The organism is Brasilonema sennae CENA114 (assembly GCF_006968745.1).
GTDB classification, from domain to species: Bacteria; Cyanobacteriota; Cyanobacteriia; order Cyanobacteriales; family Nostocaceae; genus Brasilonema; species Brasilonema sennae.
The window spans coordinates 3,821,730-3,844,485 of the sequence record NZ_CP030118.1; the positions used below are offsets into that span (position 1 = coordinate 3,821,730).

The window sequence follows — 22,756 nt, forward strand, 5'->3', positions numbered from 1 at the left end:
TTATTTCTTGGCGGACGAAAAGTATGGTGCAAGATCTGAGTTAACCCCTTGCTAACTCCCAGAATCTAATCTGCTACTTGCTGACATAATTTTCATTTATGGACTCTACGACTGAGCAAATAGAAACTGAAAAATCAACTATAGCCATTATGATTCTTGCTGCGGGTGCATCTACTCGCATGGGTACACCGAAACAGCTATTGCTCTACCAAAAACGAAGTTTGGTGCAATACATTACAGAAATTGCGATCGCTTCGGTTTGTAAACCTGTGGTAGTAGTACTTGGAGCATACTCAGAACAGATTCGCCCCCAAATCAATCACCTTCCTGTGAGCATCGTTGAGAACTTAGATTGGGCTTGTGGAATGAGCACTTCCATCAATAGCGCAATTCAATTTTTGCATAATCTTTCACAAAACATTGAAGCAGTAGTTATTGTAGTTTGTGATCAACCATTTCTTTCACCCCAAATTATTAATCAACTTGTTGATGCATATTATTCAACCAAAAAACCTATTATCGCTTGCGAATATGCAGGAACATTAGGCGTACCTGCTTTGTTTAGTAAAAGATTTTTTTACAAGCTTGCTGAATTACAAGGAACTTCAGGAGCAAAAAAAGTTATTAACAATAACGTGACACTAGTATTTTCTCTTCCTTTTGCGCAGGGAGATATTGATATTGACACACCAAAAGATTATGAACAATTGCTATCGATCAATAGCGATTACATTTGATTTCAGTTGATTTACCAAGCGGTACAAACAGGCAAAATGATTTGATGCTTTAGTATTTGCAGGAACGCGTGAACTTGTTAACGGGATATTAATTGGCTCTTTAGCGCTAAATGCTAGACGCCGAGAATGTATGATTACTGCATAAACTTCTTGAGTTCCTGCACTAACAGATGCACTGTTGTTGACGGATTGTCTTTCTCTGGATTGTGAGGTTCGTATTGTTTCAGAAGTTTTTTAGCATTTTTAATAGCAATAGATTGCTTCTCAAATAGCTCATCATAAATCGTATCGCTATTTTTATTATATGGTCGCCCCAGTAAATAAGTTAACTTCTTCTTATAATCATTTCGAGGAATACCTGTATTGAGAAATTCAAAATGTAGGACATACCATAGTTCAAACGCTTCATTAGAACAAGCTACTTTAAATCCTTGAGTCTCTGCATTTTTTATGGTGTTATTAAAATCTTCTACAGTCCAAGAATCACGATCAAAAACACACCAAACCTGATCGTAATCATCTTGGTTATTTAGTTCGTTTGCGCTTTTAACTAATTTGCTGGGATTCTTTCCTAAACCGTGCACGTTTACTTCAGCGACATTCTTGGAAACACGAAAACTCCTAAAGTAGTTAGGTTCGGTTTTCTCTCCTTCACATATGATCAAGAATCTCTGCCTGATTTCCCTAGTATTAACTTTTCGTTGGTGATATCCACGAGAGTTTTCCTTTTTTCTAGGCATGAGAGTCGATGAGATGGTTTAAACTTCCGATATATGGAATTGCGCCATATCTACCTTTAATATAATCATTCTCAAATGATGCATCGTTTCGTACTTTGTATTCTGCTAGAGAGTACAAATCTGTTGCCCCATATCTATTTTTTTCTGCAAACCAAATCTGATCTCTACGAAAAAGCTTATTACTAAGCAAATTGGTATCGTGAGTCATGAATATTAATTGAGCATTACTTGGATTTGTTTCATTGGAATTAAATAATTCAACAATGGCACGGCTGATCAAAGGATGAATTCTAGCATCAAATTCATCAATGATTATAACTTTACCATTTTTTAGTGTGTCAACAAGAGGTCCTGCTAAAGCAAAAACTTTTTGAGTTCCTTCAGACTCTTGAACATCTAAATTAAACAGTTCTGTAGATAGAATATTTCCTTGATTATCAAATTTTTGGTGCAGTGTTTGAATTAATGTTGCTTTTGCCCCCCCATTTTTTAGAATGAAGTTTTTTATTTCATTAGGCAATTCACTAGGCAAAGAATCAACAGTAACCTCAACTTGTTCTACCTTTATATCGCCAAATCCCAAATCTAATTTTTTGAGCAACTGAAGAATTTCATCTTTCTTTTCGTTATTTATTAAACAACTAACTGTGTATCCTTTACCTATATCACCTCCAGAGACAACATTGATACTGTTTGTCAGCCAATCTAAGATTTTTTCTGCAATTTTGACATTAAATTGAGCAGATACAGACAAGAAGAGAGCATTATGTCTTGTTCTCTCCTGAATACCATCAGCTTTATATGTTTTAGAAATACTAATATCGTCTAATTTGCGCTCAAAAAGTTTAGTTTCTCTTGATTTAGGAACATAAAATAACCATTCACAGACAACTCTGTCACGAGTTGCCTCGAATCCGTATCTATATCTCTTGCTATCCATTAAAAATACTATTTCAAAAAAAGATGGTTTAGCTTCGGTTTCAGTGCTGAGTTTAAATCGCTCAACACTAATTTTTTCTGTGCTTTGAGTCTCTTTAGAAGAATTAACCATGAACCATCTCATGAAATTTAAAGCTTTAGCCAGGTTACTTTTCCCACTTGCATTTGCGCCGTATATTGCAGCGCTTTTAAGTAGTGTTAAATCATCATCTACTTCAAAAACATTGTTTTCATCAAGCTTTTTGTCTTGCGCAACAAGGTTAGCTGCCACCATGCTAAAGGTGACTTGCTCCTTAAACGATCTGTAGTTGCCGACACTAAATTCGATGAGCATAGCATGAAGTTTAGGCTTAAGATATAAATCTGTGAAGAAATCGTAATTTCCTGCTTTAAGAGTAGCAACAATTGGTTGAAGATGCTAAATGATAAGATTGTTTTTAAATGTACAGATGTACTATTCAGACCAAGTGTGATGGTGCAAAGCTTCCCTCTGGGGGCGATCGCATCTCTCATAAACTGCAACGCCGAAACAGCGATCGCAATTTCGCAGGTGTGAGTTACGCATATCTCCTCAAAATCAAATCTTGTGTCACTTCACTCGATGCATTTTCACAAAAAGGCCAGAGGATTCACTGCTACGCTGGTCTTGATTGCTGCTGAGTCTATCGATTGGAAGATGATTTTATCCTCAAAATTTCGATGATGTGAAGGGAGGGTACAAACAAGTTGAGGTTGACACGCTTGTCTGTGCCATAAGTATAGTTGGAAACTTCCTTCAAGTAAGACATCATTATGAAACGCATTGCATATTTAGGACTTGGCATCATGGGCAGTCGTATGGCAGCGAACTTGCTGAAAGCGGGTTATGATGTCACAGTTTGGAATCGTAACCCAGAATCCTGTAAACCTCTGGTTGAACAAGGTGCAACGCAAGCTCAAACACCTGCAAAAGCCGTTGAAAATGCTGAGGCGATTGTGTATTGCCTAGCCAATGACAACGCGGTTGAAGAAGTTGTCTTTGGGCAAGATGGCATTTTATCGAACGTGCGATCCGGACAAATTGGGATCGACATGAGTACAGTTCATCCTGACACCTCCCGCCGCCAAGCCGCAGCTTATGCCGAAAAGCAAGTTGAATTTCTCGATGCTCCCGTTTTCGGCAGTAAAAACGAATCTGCTGCCGGGGGATTGTGGATTGTCGTTGGTGGCAAGCGTGACGTATTTGAGCAAGTCAAACCAATTTTAGAGCCGTTAAGCGAAACGATACATTACCTGGGCGACACTGGCAAAGGGACATCGATGAAACTCATCGGTAACTCGATTGTGGCAACTCAAATCCAAGCGTTAGGAGAAGCAATGGTTCTGGCGACTAAAGCCGGACTGAATCCAAAAGACGTTCTCGATGTGTTGCATGTGGTGGATTTTCGCTCTCCGATTTTTGACGGCATGGGCAAGATGCTAGTGGAGCGCAATTTTACACCAAGTTTTGCATTAAAGCACATGCTCAAAGATGCGAATTTGATTGCTCGATTTGCCCAAGATTTGAATTCTCCCACGCCTGCTGCCGCAATTGTCAGAGAAACTATCAAAGCAGCGGTTAACCAAGGATGGGGAGAAGAAAATGCGTCTGCCCTGATTAAAGCCCTGGAATTAGAAGCGGCAGTAACTGTTCAATGATAATTACAAAGCTTCGCTAGGGGCAATGCAAACAGAGTTTGCAGTATTCCTGGGGGGCGATAAGCCGGACGCTTTAGCTTGTGCATATCGCCACTTTTCATGTTTTGACTATTAACAAAAATAAGAAATTCGGATATTCTAACCAAGATATGCATTAATTTTTACCAAGAAACGTTTACCTGATGAAAATATGACCCAAGCATACGACATCTTCCTAGCAGGCGGTCTTGTTATGTGGCCTTTGTTGGGCTTATTTATAGTCACTTCGGTATGCATCTTGGAACGCAGTTGGTTCTGGTTCAGGCTAATCATTCAAGAAAAACAGGTCGTGCGTGAGGTTTTGACAACAGCAAAGGTAGATTTAAAAGAAGCAGAAGAAATTGCAGAAAGTTCTCAGACTTTAGCCATTGGCAGGTTTTTAGTAGAACCTCTTAGACTCAAAAAACCCTCTCCTGAAACCTTTCATTTGGCAATCAAAGCCGCTTGTGATAAAGAATTCGTAGAAATGCGTAAAGGTGATATAGTCCTGAAAAGCGTGGCGGCAATCGCCCCCTTGCTAGGTATATTAGGTACAGCTGAGGGTTTAATCAACACTTTCACTAACCTTAAAACTAACTCTTTCAATCTTACTGATTTCTCTAAAGTTACACCTGGTCTTGCTCAAGCACTAATTAGCTCTACAACTGCTATAGCTATTACAGTTTTTGCCTTTCTCTTTATACGAATTTTTCTTTATTTGCGAGTGCGACAAATCGATTTATTTTCTCAAATTGGCAATGATTTAGAACTCATTTATTTGCAATTCTGGCATGAACCTTCCACTCAAACAGACACTCAGACTAATAGTGAACAGTGAGTATAGCAATTCTAAATCATAAGCCCTGGTGGCACGCTACGCGTATCTCCTCCCCAGACGCTGCTTTGTATGCCTATGGCAAGCCTTACGGCTAACGCATGATTGCGTGTGCTTGCGCTTACGTGAAGAACAAGATTTTCGACTTTTCTTATAAGTTGGAAATGTTCTTTTTTTGTTACTAAAAATAATACTTATTGTTATTCCAATACGGTTCAGTTAAGGATTGTCGGTGATAGCGAAGCACACGTGTAGAGACGTTGCATGCAACGTCTCTACATTGACGTTTTGATAACAGTTTTAGTCTTATCTGAACTGTATTGATCGTTATTCTTGATTTTTAACGAGTTGTTAGTTTTGATTGGTAAGTTTTTCAGTAAAGACGATAGAAAAGTATTTGATAGTCTATGTTGATGATAAAAAGCAAATTAATCTGGCGCAGGAAAATTTCAATGGACTGTGCATGTTATTAGTCCTTTAAGCTTGATGAAAGTAACATCAACAAAAATCAAGAGTTAACGATAAATCTGGGGTGGGAACACCAGCCAGTTTGATATTGCTTTTGAACTCTGAGACTTTGACTTCACGGATCAGAGTCAGTCTTGATTGAATAAAATTTTAAAACGTCTTAAACAGATGTTGAGGAATATTTAAATTTATTTTTCTGTTCATTTAACCTTTTGTTAACCATTAGTATAGTAGGTTATTTGCGTCATTGTTAATCAACACAAAATTACTTATTAATAACGGGGTAATATGACATTTTCAACTAATGTTTTGAGTCGTGTAGTTAGTGTTTCAGTTGTTACGGGTGCTATTAGTTTTGGAGCGATTTTTGGGGCGATCGCCCAAGCAGAAACCCTTAATGGTGCAGGAGCAACTTTTCCCGCTCCACTCTACGAACGTTATGCTCGTGAAGTCAAAAAGAAATATCCAGACCTAACAGTTAACTATCAAGCCGTTGGTAGCGGTGCTGGTGTTAACCAAGTGATTGCTGGCACTGTTCAATTTGGTGCTAGTGATTCTGCGATGACTGATGCGGAGATGGGTAAAGTAAAAAATGGTGTTATCCTAGTACCTACCGCAGGTGGTGCTGTTGCAGTTGTTCACAATCTTCCAATAGATAATCTCAAATTGTCCCGCAAGACACTACCAGCTATTTTTTCTGGTCAAATTACCAAGTGGGATGATCCTCAAATCAAAGCTGATAACCCTGGTGTGAATCTACCAAGTCAGCCGATTAAAGCTGTTGTTCGCGCTGATAGTAGTGGTACATCTTTCATTTTTACCAACCATTTGACTTCTATAAGTCCCTATTTTAAGGGACGAGTTGGCACCAGTAAATCTCCAAGTTGGACTATCCCAAATGTTATAAAAGCAAAAGGTAATCCAGGTGTAGCAAGTTCAGTCACTCGCACTCCAGGTGCTATCGGTTATGTTGAGTATGAATTTGCTCTGAAAAATAAGCTCAAAGTAGCACAAATTCAGAACAAACAAGGACAATTTGTGGCTCCTTCTTTACAAACTGCCAACCAAGCTTTATCAACTGTAAGTTTTCCAGCCAACTTCCGCGTTTTTGTTGACGATCCAACACAGGGTTATCCTATCGTTGGTCTAACCTGGTTGTTGATATATAAAAGTTATCCCAATGCAGCCCAAGGAACAGCTGTCAAGAACTTTGTGAATTGGGTACTAACAGATGGTCAACAAATTAATGATGACCTAAACTACACTCGTATTCCAGATCCTGTGGCTCAAAAAGTCATACAGACAGTGAACAGCGCGATCAAATAATGTGTCATCTGACACTTTTTCCTCTATCAGGGTGGGCTATTTGCCCACTCCAAAATCATGAACATAATTTAACAAAAAAGAACTCAGCAACTCCTGAGTCAGAAGTCAGAATAAACTTCTGTACGACTGGGCTGATGAGTAAGAGTTTAAATCCCCACCGTCTACGGAAGTGTTCACTTTCGTTGGGGTTCGGTATCCACATACTCAAGATTTCTGAGTTCTGCGTTCTTACAACTGAGTTCTTCTTCAATTTTCTGATTCGTAATGGCAAATTCATCTGAACCTGCTAATAACAATCAACCTAGTTTGATTGATGAAAGTATAGACATAACAGCTAGCAGTGGTAAAAATTTCTGGATAGATAAAGGATTTACGTGGCTAGTTTATGCGTTTGCTGCCCTAACGGTTACTGTCCTGTTTTGGATGAGTTGGATCATCTTTGAAAAAGCTCTTCCAGCTATTAATAAGTTTGGACTAGGGTTCTTGTGGAATCAACAATGGGATACAGGTAATCTCGTTTTTGGTGCCTTGCCATATATTTATGGCACTTTGGTTAGCAGCGCGATCGCCATGTTATTTGCCGTACCCGTAGGGATAGCAGTAGCCCTAGTCACGAGTGAAAATTTTATCCCTGCTTCAGCACGCACAACCATAGCTTTTATCGTAGAACTCATAGCCGCTGTTCCCAGCGTCATTATTGGTTTGTGGGGCGTTTACGTTTTTATTCCAAGTTTTGTACCTCTACAAACATGGCTATCCAACATCTTCGGGTGGATACCACTATTTAATACACCAAGTCCTGCTGGGTTCAATATGTTGACTGCTGGCATAATTCTTGCGATTATGATTTTGCCGACGATGGCAGCAATTAGTCGTGAAGTCTTATTAGTTGTTCCTAAAGAGTTACGCAGTGGCTCAATGGCTCTGGGTTCTACTCGTTGGGAAACTATTTTTAGGGTAATATTACCTGCTGGATTTTCTGGAATTGTGGGTGCAGCAATGCTCGCCCTAGGAAGAGCTTTAGGAGAAACAATGGCCGTGACTATGGTGATTGGTAACTCGGCTCAGGTGAGTCTTTCACTACTTGATCCAGCTTACTCAATTCCCTCTGTACTAGCCAATGAATTTGCTGAAGCTCAAGATCCATTGCACGTTGGTGCTTTAACATATTTGGGCTTGATCCTATTTGTTGTGACTTTAGTTGTCAATATTTGTGCTTTAGTGGTTGTGCAGTTTGTAGGGGGTAAGACCAAATAGAAAGCTTATTTTCAAGATACTGGGAACACAAATAACAAGTGTCAAATCCTGGTAGAATGTCCTACGTATTCTCTTTCTAAAGCAAGATGCGGAAGTTGCAAATCATTATGAACCTCTAAAAGCGTAAGGAATATGACCAGTCATCAAGAGTCTGAGATAGATAAATCAGTGGCAGCAGAGATATGTAGTCCTCTACCACCCATAAGGCAGATATTTAACAATGGCATGACTGTGATAGCATTCTTGCTTTCAGCTATAGCCCTGATTCCTTTACTGTCATTGCTGTGGGAAATTATCGGAAGGGGTATAACAAGCATTAAACCATCTATGTTTGTAACATCAGTCATAAACGATGGATTTGGGAATGCGATTGTTGGTACCTTAGAAATGGTAGCCATTGCGGCGCTGTTCAGTATTCCGACTGGAGTCATGACAGGCATATTTTTGTCAGAAATTGGTAAAGGAAGTCGCATTGGTCGTACTGTTCGCTTTGTCGCCTCTATTCTGACTGGAGTTCCTTCGATTGTTGTCGGTGTTTTTGCTTACGCTGTTATTGTATTAATAACTAAGAAATTTAGTGCGATCGCCGGTGGTTTTGCATTATCAGTTCTCATGCTCCCCGTGATTGTATTAACAACAGAAGAAGCCCTAAAACTTATTCCCACTTCTGTACGTCTCGGTTCAGCTGCCTTGGGAGGAACTCGTTTTCAGACGACTTGGCGCGTTGTTCTCACAGCAGCAATTCCCACAATTACCACAGGGGTTTTGTTAGCCGTAGCTCGTGCGGCAGGTGAAACAGCACCCTTAATTTTTACTGCTTTGTTCAGTTTAGATTGGTCAAGCGACTTATTGGGTCCAACAGCTTCCCTATCGGTGTTAATTTTTAACTTATACAACGATCCCTCGCCAGAAAAAACAGCATTGGTTTGGACTGCTTCTGTTGTCTTAGTTGGGATAATTATGTCAATCAGTATTCTCTCTCGTATTTTCATAAGAAAGAGAAATGTATAATCACAACTGAAGTAATTTTGTCAACTATTTTTGTAATATTTAACATGGTATGAGTAAATTAAACCCAGCAATCAAAGTCAAGAACCTTAGCTTCTACTATGGAACTTCCAAAGCACTAGAAGGCGTAACAATGGATGTCTACGAAAACCAAGTCACCGCAATTATTGGTCCTAGCGGTTGTGGTAAATCTACATTCATTAAATGCCTTAATCGCATTAGTGAATTAGAAGGAGCAGTAAAAGTAGATGGCAGCGTAGAATTTTATGGTCAAAATATCTACAGTTCTCGTGTTAACCTAAATCGGCTACGCCGCCAAATAGGTATGGTCTTTCAAAAGCCAAACCTTTTTCCGATGAGCATTTACGATAATATCGTTTACGGTATAAAAATTGCTGGATGGCGTCCGAGAGCAGAACAAGATGAAATAGTTGAATATGCTCTGCGAGGTGCTGCTATTTGGAATGAAGTAAAAGATAAACTACAGAAATCAGCTTTAGGGCTTTCTGGTGGTCAACAACAGCGTCTATGTATTGCTCGTGCTTTAGCAGTTAAACCAAAAATTCTCTTAATGGATGAGCCTTGTTCGGCTCTTGATCCAATAGCAACAATGAAAATTGAGGAGCTCATCCATAGTTTACGCAATGAACTAACAATTGCAATTGTTACTCATAATATGCAGCAAGCCGCTCGCGTTTCTGATTTCACCGCTTTCTTCAGCACTGATGAAAGTCGAATTGGTCAAATGGTTGAATTTGGATCAACAAATCAAATCTTCGGCAATGCTCTTGATTCTCGTACGCGTGACTACACTTCTGGACGTTTTGGATAAGGAGTTTAAGCAAATTCAAAAAATTGATTAGTTTGTGTCAAACAACTTGAAAGTATTTTGTTACCCTCATCTAGTTATATCTCCAAGGAATTTCACAAGCTTATGACTTGAATATAATTTTCTTTGTTGGATAATAAGCTAGCTCCTCACTTTCAAAGACATTTGATATTAAGATATCCACAACTTTAAGTCGCGTTTCAACGTAAAATCGTGAAAATATTGCTATTTTTAGAAACTAGACTCAAGTGTTGAGTTTAGTTCTAATAGCTTAATCTACCTACATTATAGGTGTTGAACCAAACTTGATATAAACTTCTCACTCATTCAGAGGGATGAGTATAACTGCCATATGTAGATAAAAATAATACTTTTAATCAAAGCATTTCTTCTTCTTAACCTATATGTGAGAACTTCGATAGAGATGTACACAATGTAAATTTTTGCTTTGTGTACATTTTGCTCTTGACAGATTTTTGTCAGCTATTTCCTATAAGCATCTATGGGAAACAAGAAAGGAAATCTGGTTTTTGTGCTGTCAATCAAAACCTAATTCCAAACACATAGTATATCTACCGCTAAAAAATATAAGTTGCGACAAACTAGGGAAAAACTATGGCAAACGTAACACTCAAAGGATTTGCTTCACTACCAGCAGATACATTTGCTGAAGGTTCATCTTCTGGAAAGTTTATTACAGGCAATACTAATGGCAGAACAGTACCTTTTCAAGGACAACCTGTCCAAGGCTTCAGTGCTGTACAGTTTGCCGACAAAAACAATTATTGGTTCCTCCCTGACAATGGTTTTGGGGCAAAGAGCAACAGCGCTGATTTTTTGTTACGAATCTATCAGCTTAACCCCAGTTTTCGAGGTACAGAAGGGGGTGACGGTCGTGTTGAGGTTCTAAATTTTATTCAGCTATCTGACCCAAATAAACAAGTTCCATTCAAAATCGTTAACGAAGGTACTACAGATCGTTTGCTAACAGGTGCAGATTTTGATGTAGAATCTTTTGTCTTAAGTTCTGATGGAAGTATCTGGATTGGGGATGAATTTGGACCTTACCTATTGCACGTTGATCAGACAGGTAAATTATTAGAAGCTCCGATTTCCACGCCAAACTTTTATAAACTCAATACCTTAAATGGTCAACCTCCGATTGTGATTGGTCACCGAGGTGCTAGTGGTGAACGTCCAGAGCATACCCTAGAATCATACAAATTAGCGATTGAACGAGGGGCTGACTTTGTTGAACCAGACTTGGTATCAACTAAGGACGGAGTACTGATTGCTCGCCATGAAGTCAATATAACGGATACCACTGATGTAGCAAGCCGACCAGAGTTTACTAATCGTTATACGACTAAAGTTATTGACGGTGTGACCGAAAGAGGTTGGTTTGCTGACGACTTCACCTTGGAAGAAATTAAGACCCTGCGGGCAAAAGAACGTCTTTCCTTCCGGGATCAATCCTATAATGGTCAGTTTGAAATTCCTACGTTTCAAGAAATCATTGATTTGGTTAAGCAGGTAGAAACCCAAACAGGTCGTAAAATTGGCATCTACCCAGAAACCAAGCACCCTACTTACCACGATTCTGTCGGGTTGTCCTTGGAAGAACCATTGGTTGAGACTCTGAAGAAAAATGATTTCACTGATCCAAGTCGGGTTTTTATCCAGTCGTTTGAAGTTGGGAATCTAAAAGAACTCAACCAGAAAATAGATGTACCGCTGGTCCAATTATTGGATGCAGAAGATATTAAGCTCGACGGTACACTGATCGAGAAGCAGCCTTACGATTTTGTGGTGAGTGGCGATCCTCGAACTTATGGTGACCTACGCACTGCTGAGGGTTTGAAAGAAGTTGCCACATACGCGGATGGGATTGGTCCCTGGAAGCGGATGATTGTCTCGGTTAAAGGTGTTGATGCTGATGGTGATGGCAAAGCAGATGATGTTAATCGAGATGGACTCCTCAACGACGCAGATAAAAACACTTTACCCCCAACAACGCTGATACAAGATGCCCATGCTGCGGGTTTGCTGGTACATCCCTACACCTTCCGTAATGAAAGTCAGTACCTGGCAGCAGATTATAACAAAAACCCAGAACTGGAGTTCCAGCAGTTTATTAAGTTAGGGGTGGATGGCTACTTCACTGATTTCCCTGGTACCGGAGACAAAGTCCGTGACCAAATTACTGGTGAGTTTGTGCGATCACCTGACAACCCCGATGTTCTCGCAAATCTTGCCCCATCTAACCTTGCCAGCTCGAAGGGATTTGAAGGCTTAGCAATTAGCCCTGACAAAACCAAACTGTATCCCCTATTAGAGGGATCGGTTCTTGGTGATCCCAACGATGCCTTACGAATTCATAAGTTTGATGTTGCCAGTAAACAGTATGAGGGTTTAGTTGGTTATTACCATCTGGAAAATCCCACTAATGCAATTGGTGACTTGACTGTTGTCAACGATAACGAATACCTAGTGATTGAGCGTGATAACGGACAAGCAGATACCGCCCAATTCAAGAAAATATATAAGGTTGATTTCTCCCAAAAAGATGTCAATGGATATGTGGCAAAAGAAGAAGTAGCAGATCTACTCAACATTCAAGATCCAAATGACTTAAATCAAGATGGCAGCACAAAGTTCACCTTCCCATTCCAAACCATCGAAAATGTGCTGGTGATTGATCAAAATACTATCTTAGTTGCCAATGACAACAACTATCCTTTCTCTGTGGGACGACCACCTGCGATCGACAATGATGAAATTATCCTCCTAGGGTTAGGAAAACCTCTTAGCCTTGATCCGCGTGTAGGTCTTGCTGGACTTAACAACAACACGTTACTTAGCGAAGGTCATGACTTGCTAGGAACTCAGAATTGGTCACAGCCAAATCTGAGTATCTAGTCAAAATCATAACTGAGGCTTTTATTTTTCTTCCACTTTCATTCGCCCTCACACCGAATCTGGGGGCGATTTTTCTATAACCTCTGTTTCGATCACTCTCATGATAGATGGGAAACCGAAGCAGATATAAAGTTACTTGTCAATAGTCAGTATAGTTAAACTAGAAATACTATTATTAAGATATGTTGAAAAAACCTGAAGAGTTTATTGACTCTATTTAGCCTAAAGTAGTAATAACAGTTAGGAGGTTATGATTCCAGTTCTACAAGTAGGCGATCGCGCCATTAACAACAACGAACTCATTCCCCTACTGAAGCAGTACGGAATACTGCCGCAATTGATGCGAGAGATTATTGTCGATAATGCGATCGCTAACCATACTCTGACAGCAGAAGAAAATACTCAGGCATATAAGCAATTCTACCAACAGCATCAGTTGAATTCTGAAGATGACCTGCAAGCATGGTTACAAATTCGTGGTCTAAACCGTGAACAAGTGGACTATCTAGCCACACGTAATATCAAACTAGAAAACTTCAAGCGAAGCACTTGGGCAGATAAGTCACAGTCCTACTTTCTTCAGCGTAAAGCAAAGTTAGATCGGGTTGTTTATTCTCTGATTCGGGTGAAAGATATTTGTATCGCTCAAGAGCTTTACTTCCGAATTCAGGAAGGAGAACAGTCTTTTAGCGAACTCGCTCGCGAGTATTCTCAAGGTCCTGAGGCTCAAACAGGTGGCTTAATCGGTCCAGTGGAATTGGGAGTTCCCCATCCAGTGTTGGCAAATATGCTGGCATCAGTTCAGCCTGGTCAACTTTTACCACCAACACCTTTGGGGGATTGGATTGTGGTTGTACGTCTAGAAAAGCTTTTGCCATCTCAGTTAGATGAAGAAATGCGACAGCGACTGCTCAACGAACTATTTGAACACTGGCTACAAACTCAGCTAAAAGAAAATTTACAAAATATACAGGCGAATTCTCCAAAACTTCAAACTGAACAAGATGGTGTTGGCAGTTCTGATGTACCTCCACAAGTATTTAACCCAGACAAAGCTCAATGAGTCTTCATTCCTCACTTGTGTTAAAGAAACCAGCCAGATTCTTGCTTAGGAATGACTTGAAAATCCACTAAAAGAGGCAAAATTTACAAACAGATAAACAATTGTGCTGGATTTTCAAAGAGCATGAAAATTGATCACGTTCACTTTTATGTCGAAGATGCCAAAGTGTGGCGCGATTGGTTTGTACGCCATTTGGGTTTTCAAGTAGTCGAGAAAAGTTCTGCCGTATTTCCAACTTTTCTCGAAAAGGTAGACAACATTCGTTGGAAAGCTGGGGAGAATAATACCTTTGACACCTGCACGCAAGTGCTCAAAAGTGGTGCAATCTACTTTTTACTGTCTTCCCCTTTATTACCCACCAGTCCAGTGGCTGAGTTTTTGCGCCACCACCCGGCTGGTGTGGCAGATGTTGCTTTTTGTGTTGAAAATTTAGAAGAAATTATTTCCCTTGCCAGAGTCCACGGGGCGAAAATCCTGCAACCCATCCAGCAATACGAATATGGTCAGGAATATATTAAGTGCAGCAAAATAGCTGCTTGGGGTTCCCTTACACATACGTTGATAGAAACCAAAAGGGGGACAGAACAGCGAGAAACACAGAGTGAGATAATCAAAGGGTGTGGCAGTGTAGAAAAACATCCTTCCCTGTTTTCCTCCTCATCTTCTTGGTTTACCGGCATTGACCATATCGTGCTAAATGTAAACGCAGGTGATTTAGAGCATGCAGTGGCTTGGTACGAAAATATCCTTAATTTTCAGGGACAGCAGAGGTTTAATATTCAAACATCTCGCTCTGGCTTGCATAGCCAGGTCATGGTTTCGGGTAACGGTGATGTACAATTGCCAATAAATCAGCCAGGTTCAGCCAATTCTCAAATTCAAGAATTTTTGAACCTAAACCGAGGATCAGGAATTCAACATATCGCTTTACGAACACGCAATATAGTTCATGCAATAGCCGAATTCCGTGCTACTGGTTTATCGTTACTCCCAGTTCCTAAAGACTACTACTCACAAATTCGACAGCGAAAAGGACTTCCCATTACGAGCGACGAACTGGATACTATTGCTGGACAGGAAATTTTGGTAGATTGGAAAGAAGAAATTTGTTTTAACTCGAACAAGAATATAACTCCTGTACTATTGCAAATTTTTACCCAGCCTATCTTTGGACAGCCGACTTTTTTCTTTGAGTTTATTGAGCGTCGGTACCAAGCTCAAGGTTTTGGTGAAGGTAATTTTCGGACTTTATTTGCAGCAATTGAAAATGAACAAATCAAACGCGCTAGTCTGGGATGAAATGTTCAAAAAATGAGTCGGCTGTTCACACAAGACCCTTAGTGATCCGGTAGGCTAAGCTTAGGATGCGCCTCTGGGGCTTAAGTAGTTTGGCAGGCTCATTTTTCTCAATTTCATGACTGGTCTTAAAATTTAGTAGGATATAAAATCCGGTAGCATTTGAATGATTAAAAAACCGCTCCAGACGCAGAGGACGCTGAGGATCCAGCGCGAATGACGGGTTTCCCGACAGAGGTGACTGGCGTGGAGAGGAAGGAGAAGTAATTCCGATACAAGCGGATTTGATATGACATATTAGAAATCTAAAATTGACTGATCAATTTTTCAAGCGCATAAAACACCATGATTTGGGATATTCTGTAAGTAAACATTACATTTTAATTAAAAATGTTAAGACTAATTACAGATTTTGATGGTCCTATTATTGACGTTTCTGAGCGCTACTACCGTGTTTACCAATTTTGCTTGGAGGAAATCCAACGTCCAAACCAACAGGTACAACAATTAGGAAAAGCAGAATTCTGGCAGTTGAAGCGATCGCGCGTTTCTGAAACAAAAATTGGTATGATTTCTGGTTTAGATGAAGCGCAGGCAGAAGAATTTTCTCAGTTGCGGCGAAAAACTGTGCACACAGAACCTTACTTTCATTATGACAGCTTAGCTCCTGGCGCTGTAGAAGCTTTATTAAAAATAGAACAGGCAGGAATTGATTTAGCAGTTATGACAATGCGTCGATTTCGGGAATTAGATTATGCCTTTAACCAACACGATTTAAGGAGATTTTTCCCAGAAAATCGTTGTTACTGCCTAAGTAACGACTATGTCAAAACCCGTGACATTGATGATAAACCTTTGTTGATGGAACGGGCAATACAAGAACTCCCCCCTGCCACGGATATCTGGATGGTGGGGGATACAGAAGCTGATATCATTTCTGCCACAAAACACAACATTAAGATGATAGCTGTGGAGTGTGGCATTCGCGATCGCTCTCAACTACAACTTTACAAGCCAAATTTTATTGTCCAGGATCTTAGTTCTGCTGTAAATCTAGCTCTAGAAACAACCCGACAACAAACAAGCTGAACTGGAGTTGGATTAAGAAATCTGTTCTTTACGACCTATTATTCAAAAACCAATTTACCTTAAAAAGCTACTCATTAACCATAATAGGACGAATGTGACTATAGTAGAAAACTGATTTGCTGTCACATTCATAATCTGTACTTGAGGAATAAGCCATGTGGCGACCAACCCTCCTGCAAGTAAGCCTGTAGTCAGACCAACTAGCGTTAACAAAACCGCTCTAGCAAACTTTTTTTCCTTACGATTAAGAAAGTAAATACTGATACACACCCCTAGGACTAATGTTAATTGCAATACTTGATCGCTACCAGCTGGGTAAAAAACGCTAATTGCACTTAATCCAACATACCAAGCTCCAGGCAACAAAGTATCTGTTAATGTTGGCTTATCTAGAATGCGTTGCAACCACGCTGGTGACTGTTGGCGAGGAGTTTGACTTTCTTTTGGAAGCAATGGCACTAGACGCTCTGGAAATCGGATGCGTTCAGGCACTTTTATTTTGCCTTCCTGGCGCATCTTTAAGCGCTCCATTAAAATTGCGTCGTAGGCAGCTTCTATGGCTTCCAGACGTTTAGCATCGCCACTGTGTTGCTCCAATAGATGATTGCGAACATCTTGAATTTCATCAAAGCTCGCATCTTCTGATAGCCCAAGTTTTTCGTATGGATTGTGATCGTCACTCATGGGAGTTTATTACTTTAGCCTAAGTCAGCGGCAATGTTTTGCTAAACAAAAAATACTATATTTTTATCTTGACCTAAACATTGGTTTAGGTCAATTCGTATAGTTCACCCGGATATTAACACAGGCAAGCCACACTAGTTTGCTAATTTTAACTATAGCCACTTTAACATATAGGCATAGCTCCGTGTATCCCCTCATGTCGTTGATTAAGTAGGGCTTTACTCTAGAATTTAAGCAAAAAATACCTAAAAGCCAATTTTACGATGAAAAAATCTCTTGTATTTCAGGTTCAACAATTTACAGCACTTAAACGTGAGTTGTAAATAAGAGTCTTTTGCTTTCTCGTGCCATGAAGTCACATCTCGATTTAAAATTAAAGGGTTTTAAGATCGCACATCTGGGATAAGCTTGTGTCCGAGTTGAACCAGGTGTTGTGGCTAAGGTTAGAGGATTTGCTTTGTGGACACAAAATTGACAAAAAAGTCAAATACTGGAGCAATGGGCAGCATTACCAAAATATTTACGCCCTAATTGTGGATAATCCTGATTAAACTAGTATTTAAATAATCAGGGAAATCATACCTTGGCCTTGTAGATACATATTGTCTCCAATGCGAAAACCATTTTCTTGATGGAATTCGCGCTTTATCCTATAAATTTTTGTGCAAAGTGATGGTCATGGCTCCTGCCAAGATTCTTGTAGTTGATGACGACCCTGCGGTTCGGAACTTAATCCAACGCTTCTTAATTAGGCAAAACTATCAGGTAGAATCTGCCGAAGATGGTAAAACAGCTCTAGCGCTGTTTGAGCAATTTAACCCAGACTTGGTAATTTTAGATGTAAATTTACCGGACGTGATTGGATTTAACCTCTGCCAAGAGATGCAAAGCCGTAATGGAGTTTTTGTACTGATGTTAACAAGTCGTGCAGACGAAGCCGACAAGATTCGCGGCTTTTCTAAAGGTGCTGATGATTATCTGACCAAACCCTTTGGTCTAGGGGAATTGGAAGTAAGAGTAGCAGCCATTTTAAGGCGTCAGCGTGTTGTTACTACAGCAGAACAGAAGAGGTTAGTATTTGAAAAACTAATGATTGACCCCGTACGGCGGGAAGTTACGCTTAACACTCAACCAGTGCCTTTAACTGCTTTGGAATTTGACCTGTTGCATTTTTTAGCTAGCCATCCTGGTCGAGTTTGGCGGCGTTCTGAACTGATTCAGGAGGTTTGGGACTATGAGTACGTCGGCGATCAAAGAGTTGTAGACGTCCATATCGGTCAAATTCGTAAGAAGATTGAGATTGATGCCAGCCAACCAGCATTAATTCAAACTGTACGAGGCGTCGGATATAAGTTTGAATCTTCTTCTCAAGCTCAACAATTTGAATAATCTTTATAACCTAAAAGATTGCCAAAACTGTGGTTCACAGATATTTTACTGGCGAATCTGGTTAAAAAGTAACCTTCATACAACTCCTTTATCAGATCTAGTGCACAAGCACAAATCAGGCATTGTTTTAAGGCCTCAGTCTCTTAACTTCAAGATCTGGGGCGAAAGAAAAAACGAATTAAAGATGAAACACTCTATCCTTGAGTTTTCAGTTCTACATTAGACTTGCCTGATTTTTCGCAAAAGACAACTAAATCTGAAACCATGCTGTCAGCGCGACAGCCAATGCATCAGCTGCATCATCTGGATGAGGAATATATTCTAAATTCAATTCCCGCGCCACAGCTTGCTGAACTTCCTGTTTCTCAGCGTTACCATATCCGGTTAACGCTTGCTTAATTTGGCCAGGAGTGAACTCTACTGTTGGTAATTCATGTTGCCCTAAAACTAACATGATCACTCCCCGCGCTTGAGCAATGGAGATGGTATTTGCCATACGATAGAAGAAGAATTTCTCTATTGCTACCAGTTCAGGTTGAAATTCTTTGATCAGGGTGTGTAAATCGTCGTATAACGTACATAGCCGCTGTCCAATTTCTGTATTGGCTGGCGTATTGATAACACCAAAGTCGAGTAGGTTGAGTGAATTTTCTTGCACCCTGTCTTGATTTTTTTGGCATATAATCGCCCCAAATCCTAAACTTGCTAGTCCCGGATCTATTCCTAAAATTCGCTGTTCCATTGACTTGTTATTTTTTTGACCACAAAGCCTATTAACTCGGTATACTGGCAATTTAGACTATGTACCTTTAGTCCAATAGGATTGAAAACTGTAACAATTCCACATCCGAATTTCAACCAGGTGGTATACATTTTCTGTTAATCATTGTTAGTAATACTGCTATAAATCAGGTATGTCAATTGGTTTTCTAAGACTTGCCCTTAAAGCGCTGCAAAAGCAGTCACGCAGTCGCACTTCCTATCGAGTAAACCAGTGGTTCAAGTGGTTGTCCCCTGGACTATCAGTAAAACGATGGTTGCTCATCAGTCTTGGAGGCATGATATTAGCAAGTCTGGGATTAGCTATCTGGATTAGGCTAACGCCAATTTTTTGGGCAATTAAGTTTTTGAGGCGCATTCTGGGAGTGATCACCGATATTGTACCGTATTACATCAGCGGTCCTTTGGTGATAGTAGGCGGCTTGTTGTTGCTTCTGTGGGGACAAACTCGGACAGTAAGTTCAATTACTCAGGTACTCAGATCAGAAGGTGATGAGGATCTCATTGATGTGTTGCTGGCACATCGCCGATTGTACCGGGGACCAAAAATTGTAGTCATTGGTGGTGGTACGGGACTTTCCACATTGCTTAGAGGTCTCAAAGTTTACAGCGCCAAAATTACCGCGATTGTCACTGTGGCTGATGACGGGGGTTCTTCAGGGCGATTACGTCAGGAATTTGGCGTGCTACCACCAGGAGATATTCGTAATTGTTTAGCAGCATTAGCTGACGAAGAAAAGTTACTGACAGAACTGTTTCAGTACCGCTTTAAAGCTGGGGATGGTTTGACTGGTCACAGTTTTGGCAATTTGTTCTTGACGGCGATGAGTGACATTACTGGCGATTTAGAAAGAGGTGTCGCCGCCAGTTCTAAAGTCCTAGCAATTCGAGGACAAGTTTTGCCAGCAACCCTCAGCGATGTGCGCCTCTGGGCTGAGTTAGCCGATGGTCGCCATATAGAAGGGGAATCTAAAATTACCGAAGCGGGTGGTAGTATTGTCAAAATTGGCTGCATCCCCGCAAATCCGCCAGCTTTGCCAGCAGCTATCAAGGCAATCAAAGAAGCTAATTACATTATTATGGGTCCTGGTAGTCTTTACACCAGCGTCATTCCCAATTTGTTAGTACCAGAAATTGCTGATGCGATCGCCGCCTCGGACGCACCACGCATTTACATCTGTAATATAATGACACAGCCTGGAGAAACTCAGGGATACACTGTTGCTGATCACATTAGGGCGATTGATGCTGCTTGTGGTAGACCACTATTTAATGCCGTACTGGTACACAAAAAATCTCCTAGCGAACTCGCACTGACGCGGTATGCTCAACAAAACTCCCATCCTGTTTTCTTAGATCGAGAAGCCATAGCTCAGTTGGGACGCCGAATTGTGATAGCTAACGTGATGCATGAAGATGAAACAGGTTGCGTGCGTCATAACTCTCAACAATTAGCACGAGTGTTGTGGCGGTGGTACAGTGGAGGGCATCTAAACAATTCAAAATTCAGAATTCAAAATTCCAAATAAAAGACATTTTTAGTTGGGGATTTATAGTAGTGGCCAAACTCGTTAGCACAAGCCAGGGGTACACGCCTTTAAAGCGCGTACATTGTGAATTGATTGTTGTCCTAAGCAACAGTCTATAGCTAGAAACCTGATCTGAAACGAATTCACTGATTTAGAGTAGTTCTTAGGAACAAGCTGCACCAACAAAAATAATTTTTAATTTAGCACCTTCTACAAAGAAGCTGTAAATTGCGTGTAGGACATAGTCGTTATTTTGAATTAAGCCAAGGGGGGGGTGAGTGATGATGAGAATTTTTCTGGCAGATATAACCGCGACGCGAAAGCTTGGAATAACTCTTGCTCAATCACTAAATGCTGGTAATGTGATTTTACTAGAAGGTGATTTAGGTGCTGGCAAAACGACATTAGTACAAGGGATCGGGGAAGGCTTGGGCATTACTGATCCAATAGTCAGCCCAACTTTCACCCTGATTAACGAGTACACACAGGGACGTCTTCCCCTTTACCATCTGGATTTATACCGTTTGGAATCAAATCAAGTCCCCGCATTAAACTTAGAAACCTACTGGGAAGGCATTGAAGTTACACCAGGAATTGTCGCGATTGAGTGGGCGGAACGTATGCCCTATAAACCAGACAGCTATCTCAGTGTACGCTTGAGTTATGGAGATGAAAAAACTCGGCAAATGGAAATTACACCCCATAATTGCGTTCTTAGTGAAGAAATCGTTACTAGGCGTATGTAATCTGTACCTTTTCAGCTTTGTGTGAATCTCTCAGTCCGAAAATTGTGTGTAGATCTTTACCTGATGACTGAAATTTTTGCCATAGTTCCAAGCTTTTAATACAGACAATCAACCACACTAAACCTGCCGCATAGCCAGCTACTACATCACTGGGCCAGTGTACACCAAGATAAAGCCGACTAAAACCTATTGCAACAATTAAGACAACGGTCAAGGCCAAAATTTGTTCTCGCCATTGAGGAAATTCCTTTGCCAAAATATAGCCTACAAAGCCATAAATCACTATTGACCCCATTGCATGACCGCTAGGAAAGCTGTGATGACCTACATTAATAATCCAGTCCCACAAGTCGGGACGTGCTCTACCAAACAGCCGTTTTAGGAAAAAAGTTAAACCCATAGCACCAATTGCAGCTATGCTCAAGGTAGTTGCTTGAGTGCGACGATTATAACGCTGTAGTCCTATTCTCAATCCCAAACAAATTAACAGCAAAACGACTGGTTGGCCAAGAAAAGTGATACCAACCATAATGCGATCAAGAAGTGGCGTATGCAGCTTCTGAATTGCTAGTAAAATGCGTTCATCAAGACCATATCTATGTAGCAGTCCGGTGCATAAAACAAGAGTGCACACAGTTGTTCCTGATGTTAAAATAAGTTGACTGCCCGCTTGCTCTAATTGTTTTTTGACACGCGTTTGGGTGCTTTCTTGTTTCTGAGCACCAACTGTCAAGTTATTTAATTTTCTTTTGTTTATAGGTAATATTATTGCTTCTTCTGGCGCTATGCTTATGTAAGATGTCCTTAGAGGTAATTTTCTGCCTTGTTTTGTGTAATCCAAGACAATTTTTTCAAGAAGCCAGGCTATAGCATTTGCACTTAAATCTGAGTGGAAAAGAACAAGAACATTTCCTGTATCATGATTGGCACGCACTTGTTTAACGTCTTTCTCTTCCGATAATCGCAATTCAAGATATCTTTTGAGAGCTTCCGAACGATAAAGCCCATTTACCTTATATCTAGCTCTTCCTTTTACAGCAGTGTGTATTGCCCGAACTAAAGGATTTTGATTGAGGAAGTTATTATGATGAGTACCCATTTTTCTACTTAGCTGATTCTAGTCAAATTGTATTAAAATTTGACTGGTGGGACATTAACCGGAAATGATATCAATCTTAAACTTTTTGGGTGTCTTTAGACCGCAGAAAGTTCAAGCATAAGGCAGTGCGGTTTGTGTACCATCTCCATGAGGAGAACGCAATCGTCATCGCTTGTTAGGCAAGACAAACATGGTCAGATTTTAGTCTCTGGATCATGGTTTTAGCGCTAGAGAGTACCCGATACATAATAGTGTTAAGCGCTTGGTTGATGTTGTGTACTGTCAATTAGGTTAATCAGAGCATTAAAGATAGCTTTCATAACAGATT

Annotated in this window: 19 protein-coding genes and 1 pseudogene; 15 read left to right on the forward strand and 5 right to left on the reverse strand. The window is 40.3% G+C overall.

Features of this window, described 5'->3' with window-relative positions; all coding sequences use genetic code 11:
* Nucleotides 1-98 precede the first annotated feature (98 nt).
* Entirely contained in the window at nt 99-737 is a 639-nt protein-coding gene (locus DP114_RS16245) for a nucleotidyltransferase family protein (protein ID WP_169268851.1), read from the forward strand.
* A 134-nt stretch (nt 738-871) separates the two neighbouring features.
* Here DP114_RS16245 and DP114_RS16250 read toward each other — a convergent pair whose 3' ends face one another.
* Complete coding sequence (locus DP114_RS16250; protein WP_169268852.1) at nt 872-1,477, reverse strand: RloB family protein; 606 nt, start codon at nt 1,475-1,477, stop codon at nt 872-874.
* Nucleotides 1,470-2,690, reverse strand: coding sequence for an AAA family ATPase (locus tag DP114_RS16255; RefSeq protein ID WP_246163242.1), 1,221 nt, complete (start codon nt 2,688-2,690; stop codon nt 1,470-1,472). The genes DP114_RS16250 and DP114_RS16255 overlap by 8 nt, the downstream gene beginning before the upstream one ends.
* A gap of 518 nt (nt 2,691-3,208) precedes the next feature.
* Between DP114_RS16255 and DP114_RS16260 the strand changes: the two genes are divergently transcribed.
* The 10 genes and pseudogenes from DP114_RS16260 to DP114_RS16305 all read left to right on the forward strand — a co-directional run bounded on the left by DP114_RS16260 (nt 3,209) and on the right by DP114_RS16305 (nt 16,201).
* The gene (locus DP114_RS16260; protein WP_169268855.1) at nt 3,209-4,093 is read left to right on the forward strand and encodes an NAD(P)-dependent oxidoreductase; all 885 of its coding nucleotides are present in this window, start codon (nt 3,209-3,211) and stop codon (nt 4,091-4,093) included.
* A gap of 190 nt (nt 4,094-4,283) precedes the next feature.
* A complete protein-coding gene (locus DP114_RS16265) occupies nt 4,284-4,949 on the forward strand; it encodes a MotA/TolQ/ExbB proton channel family protein (protein WP_169268856.1) in 666 nt (221 codons plus the stop codon).
* Between the two features lie 753 nt (nt 4,950-5,702).
* Nucleotides 5,703-6,740 (forward strand): phosphate ABC transporter substrate-binding protein PstS, encoded by a 1,038-nt coding sequence (gene pstS, locus DP114_RS16270; RefSeq protein ID WP_171976581.1) that lies wholly within the window; start codon nt 5,703-5,705, stop codon nt 6,738-6,740.
* Between the two features lie 264 nt (nt 6,741-7,004).
* Entirely contained in the window at nt 7,005-7,997 is a 993-nt protein-coding gene (pstC, locus tag DP114_RS16275) for a phosphate ABC transporter permease subunit PstC (RefSeq protein WP_171976582.1), read from the forward strand.
* 132 nt (nt 7,998-8,129) lie between these two features.
* On the forward strand, nt 8,130-9,008 hold the full coding sequence (gene pstA / locus DP114_RS16280) for a phosphate ABC transporter permease PstA (protein WP_169263858.1): 879 nt from the start codon (nt 8,130-8,132) through the stop codon (nt 9,006-9,008).
* A gap of 49 nt (nt 9,009-9,057) precedes the next feature.
* Complete coding sequence (gene pstB, locus DP114_RS16285) at nt 9,058-9,837, forward strand: phosphate ABC transporter ATP-binding protein PstB (RefSeq protein ID WP_169263857.1); 780 nt, start codon at nt 9,058-9,060, stop codon at nt 9,835-9,837.
* Nucleotides 9,838-10,449: 612 nt separating this feature from the next.
* A pseudogene (locus DP114_RS16290) lies at nt 10,450-12,753 on the forward strand (esterase-like activity of phytase family protein); the annotation flags it as partial.
* 250 nt (nt 12,754-13,003) lie between these two features.
* A complete protein-coding gene (locus DP114_RS16295; RefSeq protein ID WP_171976584.1) occupies nt 13,004-13,816 on the forward strand; it encodes a peptidylprolyl isomerase in 813 nt (270 codons plus the stop codon).
* Nucleotides 13,817-13,939: 123 nt separating this feature from the next.
* Entirely contained in the window at nt 13,940-15,115 is a 1,176-nt protein-coding gene (hppD, locus tag DP114_RS16300; RefSeq protein ID WP_171976585.1) for a 4-hydroxyphenylpyruvate dioxygenase, read from the forward strand.
* A 387-nt stretch (nt 15,116-15,502) separates the two neighbouring features.
* On the forward strand, nt 15,503-16,201 hold the full coding sequence (locus tag DP114_RS16305; RefSeq protein WP_171976586.1) for an HAD family hydrolase: 699 nt from the start codon (nt 15,503-15,505) through the stop codon (nt 16,199-16,201).
* A gap of 54 nt (nt 16,202-16,255) precedes the next feature.
* Here DP114_RS16305 and DP114_RS16310 read toward each other — a convergent pair whose 3' ends face one another.
* A complete protein-coding gene (locus DP114_RS16310) occupies nt 16,256-16,885 on the reverse strand; it encodes a CPP1-like family protein (RefSeq protein ID WP_171976587.1) in 630 nt (209 codons plus the stop codon).
* 410 nt (nt 16,886-17,295) lie between these two features.
* Between DP114_RS16310 and DP114_RS16315 the strand changes: the two genes are divergently transcribed.
* Together DP114_RS16315 and DP114_RS16320 are read left to right on the forward strand one after the other, a co-directional pair.
* Complete coding sequence (locus DP114_RS16315) at nt 17,296-17,436, forward strand: hypothetical protein (protein WP_169263851.1); 141 nt, start codon at nt 17,296-17,298, stop codon at nt 17,434-17,436.
* Between the two features lie 127 nt (nt 17,437-17,563).
* A complete protein-coding gene (locus DP114_RS16320) occupies nt 17,564-18,274 on the forward strand; it encodes a response regulator transcription factor (RefSeq protein ID WP_169263866.1) in 711 nt (236 codons plus the stop codon).
* Nucleotides 18,275-18,524: 250 nt separating this feature from the next.
* Here the strand turns inward: DP114_RS16320 and ruvC are convergent, their stop codons facing one another.
* Complete coding sequence (ruvC, locus tag DP114_RS16325; protein ID WP_171976588.1) at nt 18,525-19,016, reverse strand: crossover junction endodeoxyribonuclease RuvC; 492 nt, start codon at nt 19,014-19,016, stop codon at nt 18,525-18,527.
* 172 nt (nt 19,017-19,188) lie between these two features.
* Between ruvC and DP114_RS16330 the strand changes: the two genes are divergently transcribed.
* Entirely contained in the window at nt 19,189-20,583 is a 1,395-nt protein-coding gene (locus DP114_RS16330) for a gluconeogenesis factor YvcK family protein (protein ID WP_169263849.1), read from the forward strand.
* A 284-nt stretch (nt 20,584-20,867) separates the two neighbouring features.
* Nucleotides 20,868-21,329, forward strand: a complete 462-nt coding sequence (gene tsaE / locus DP114_RS16335; RefSeq protein ID WP_171978216.1) for a tRNA (adenosine(37)-N6)-threonylcarbamoyltransferase complex ATPase subunit type 1 TsaE — start codon at nt 20,868-20,870, stop codon at nt 21,327-21,329.
* Here the strand turns inward: tsaE and DP114_RS16340 are convergent.
* Complete coding sequence (locus DP114_RS16340; protein WP_171976589.1) at nt 21,316-22,428, reverse strand: phosphatase PAP2 family protein; 1,113 nt, start codon at nt 22,426-22,428, stop codon at nt 21,316-21,318. The genes tsaE and DP114_RS16340 overlap by 14 nt on opposite strands.
* Between the last annotated feature and the right edge of the window lie 328 nt (nt 22,429-22,756).

Coding starts and splice junctions, on each gene's coding strand:
- DP114_RS16320 (WP_169263866.1), top strand. CDS start 17,564: ATGGCTCCTGCCAAGATTCTTGTAGTTGATGACGACCCTGCGGTTCGG.
- pstC (WP_171976582.1), top strand. CDS start 7,005: ATGGCAAATTCATCTGAACCTGCTAATAACAATCAACCTAGTTTGATT.
- pstA (WP_169263858.1), top strand. CDS start 8,130: ATGACCAGTCATCAAGAGTCTGAGATAGATAAATCAGTGGCAGCAGAG.
- DP114_RS16340 (WP_171976589.1), bottom strand. CDS start 22,428: ATGGGTACTCATCATAATAACTTCCTCAATCAAAATCCTTTAGTTCGG.
- tsaE (WP_171978216.1), top strand. CDS start 20,868: ATGAGAATTTTTCTGGCAGATATAACCGCGACGCGAAAGCTTGGAATA.
- ruvC (WP_171976588.1), bottom strand. CDS start 19,016: ATGGAACAGCGAATTTTAGGAATAGATCCGGGACTAGCAAGTTTAGGA.
- DP114_RS16255 (WP_246163242.1), bottom strand. CDS start 2,690: ATGGTGGCAGCTAACCTTGTTGCGCAAGACAAAAAGCTTGATGAAAAC.
- pstB (WP_169263857.1), top strand. CDS start 9,058: ATGAGTAAATTAAACCCAGCAATCAAAGTCAAGAACCTTAGCTTCTAC.
- DP114_RS16330 (WP_169263849.1), top strand. CDS start 19,189: ATGTCAATTGGTTTTCTAAGACTTGCCCTTAAAGCGCTGCAAAAGCAG.
- DP114_RS16250 (WP_169268852.1), bottom strand. CDS start 1,477: ATGCCTAGAAAAAAGGAAAACTCTCGTGGATATCACCAACGAAAAGTT.
- DP114_RS16310 (WP_171976587.1), bottom strand. CDS start 16,885: ATGAGTGACGATCACAATCCATACGAAAAACTTGGGCTATCAGAAGAT.
- hppD (WP_171976585.1), top strand. CDS start 13,940: ATGAAAATTGATCACGTTCACTTTTATGTCGAAGATGCCAAAGTGTGG.
- DP114_RS16305 (WP_171976586.1), top strand. CDS start 15,503: ATGTTAAGACTAATTACAGATTTTGATGGTCCTATTATTGACGTTTCT.
- pstS (WP_171976581.1), top strand. CDS start 5,703: ATGACATTTTCAACTAATGTTTTGAGTCGTGTAGTTAGTGTTTCAGTT.
- DP114_RS16260 (WP_169268855.1), top strand. CDS start 3,209: ATGAAACGCATTGCATATTTAGGACTTGGCATCATGGGCAGTCGTATG.
- DP114_RS16265 (WP_169268856.1), top strand. CDS start 4,284: ATGACCCAAGCATACGACATCTTCCTAGCAGGCGGTCTTGTTATGTGG.
- DP114_RS16295 (WP_171976584.1), top strand. CDS start 13,004: ATGATTCCAGTTCTACAAGTAGGCGATCGCGCCATTAACAACAACGAA.
- DP114_RS16245 (WP_169268851.1), top strand. CDS start 99: ATGGACTCTACGACTGAGCAAATAGAAACTGAAAAATCAACTATAGCC.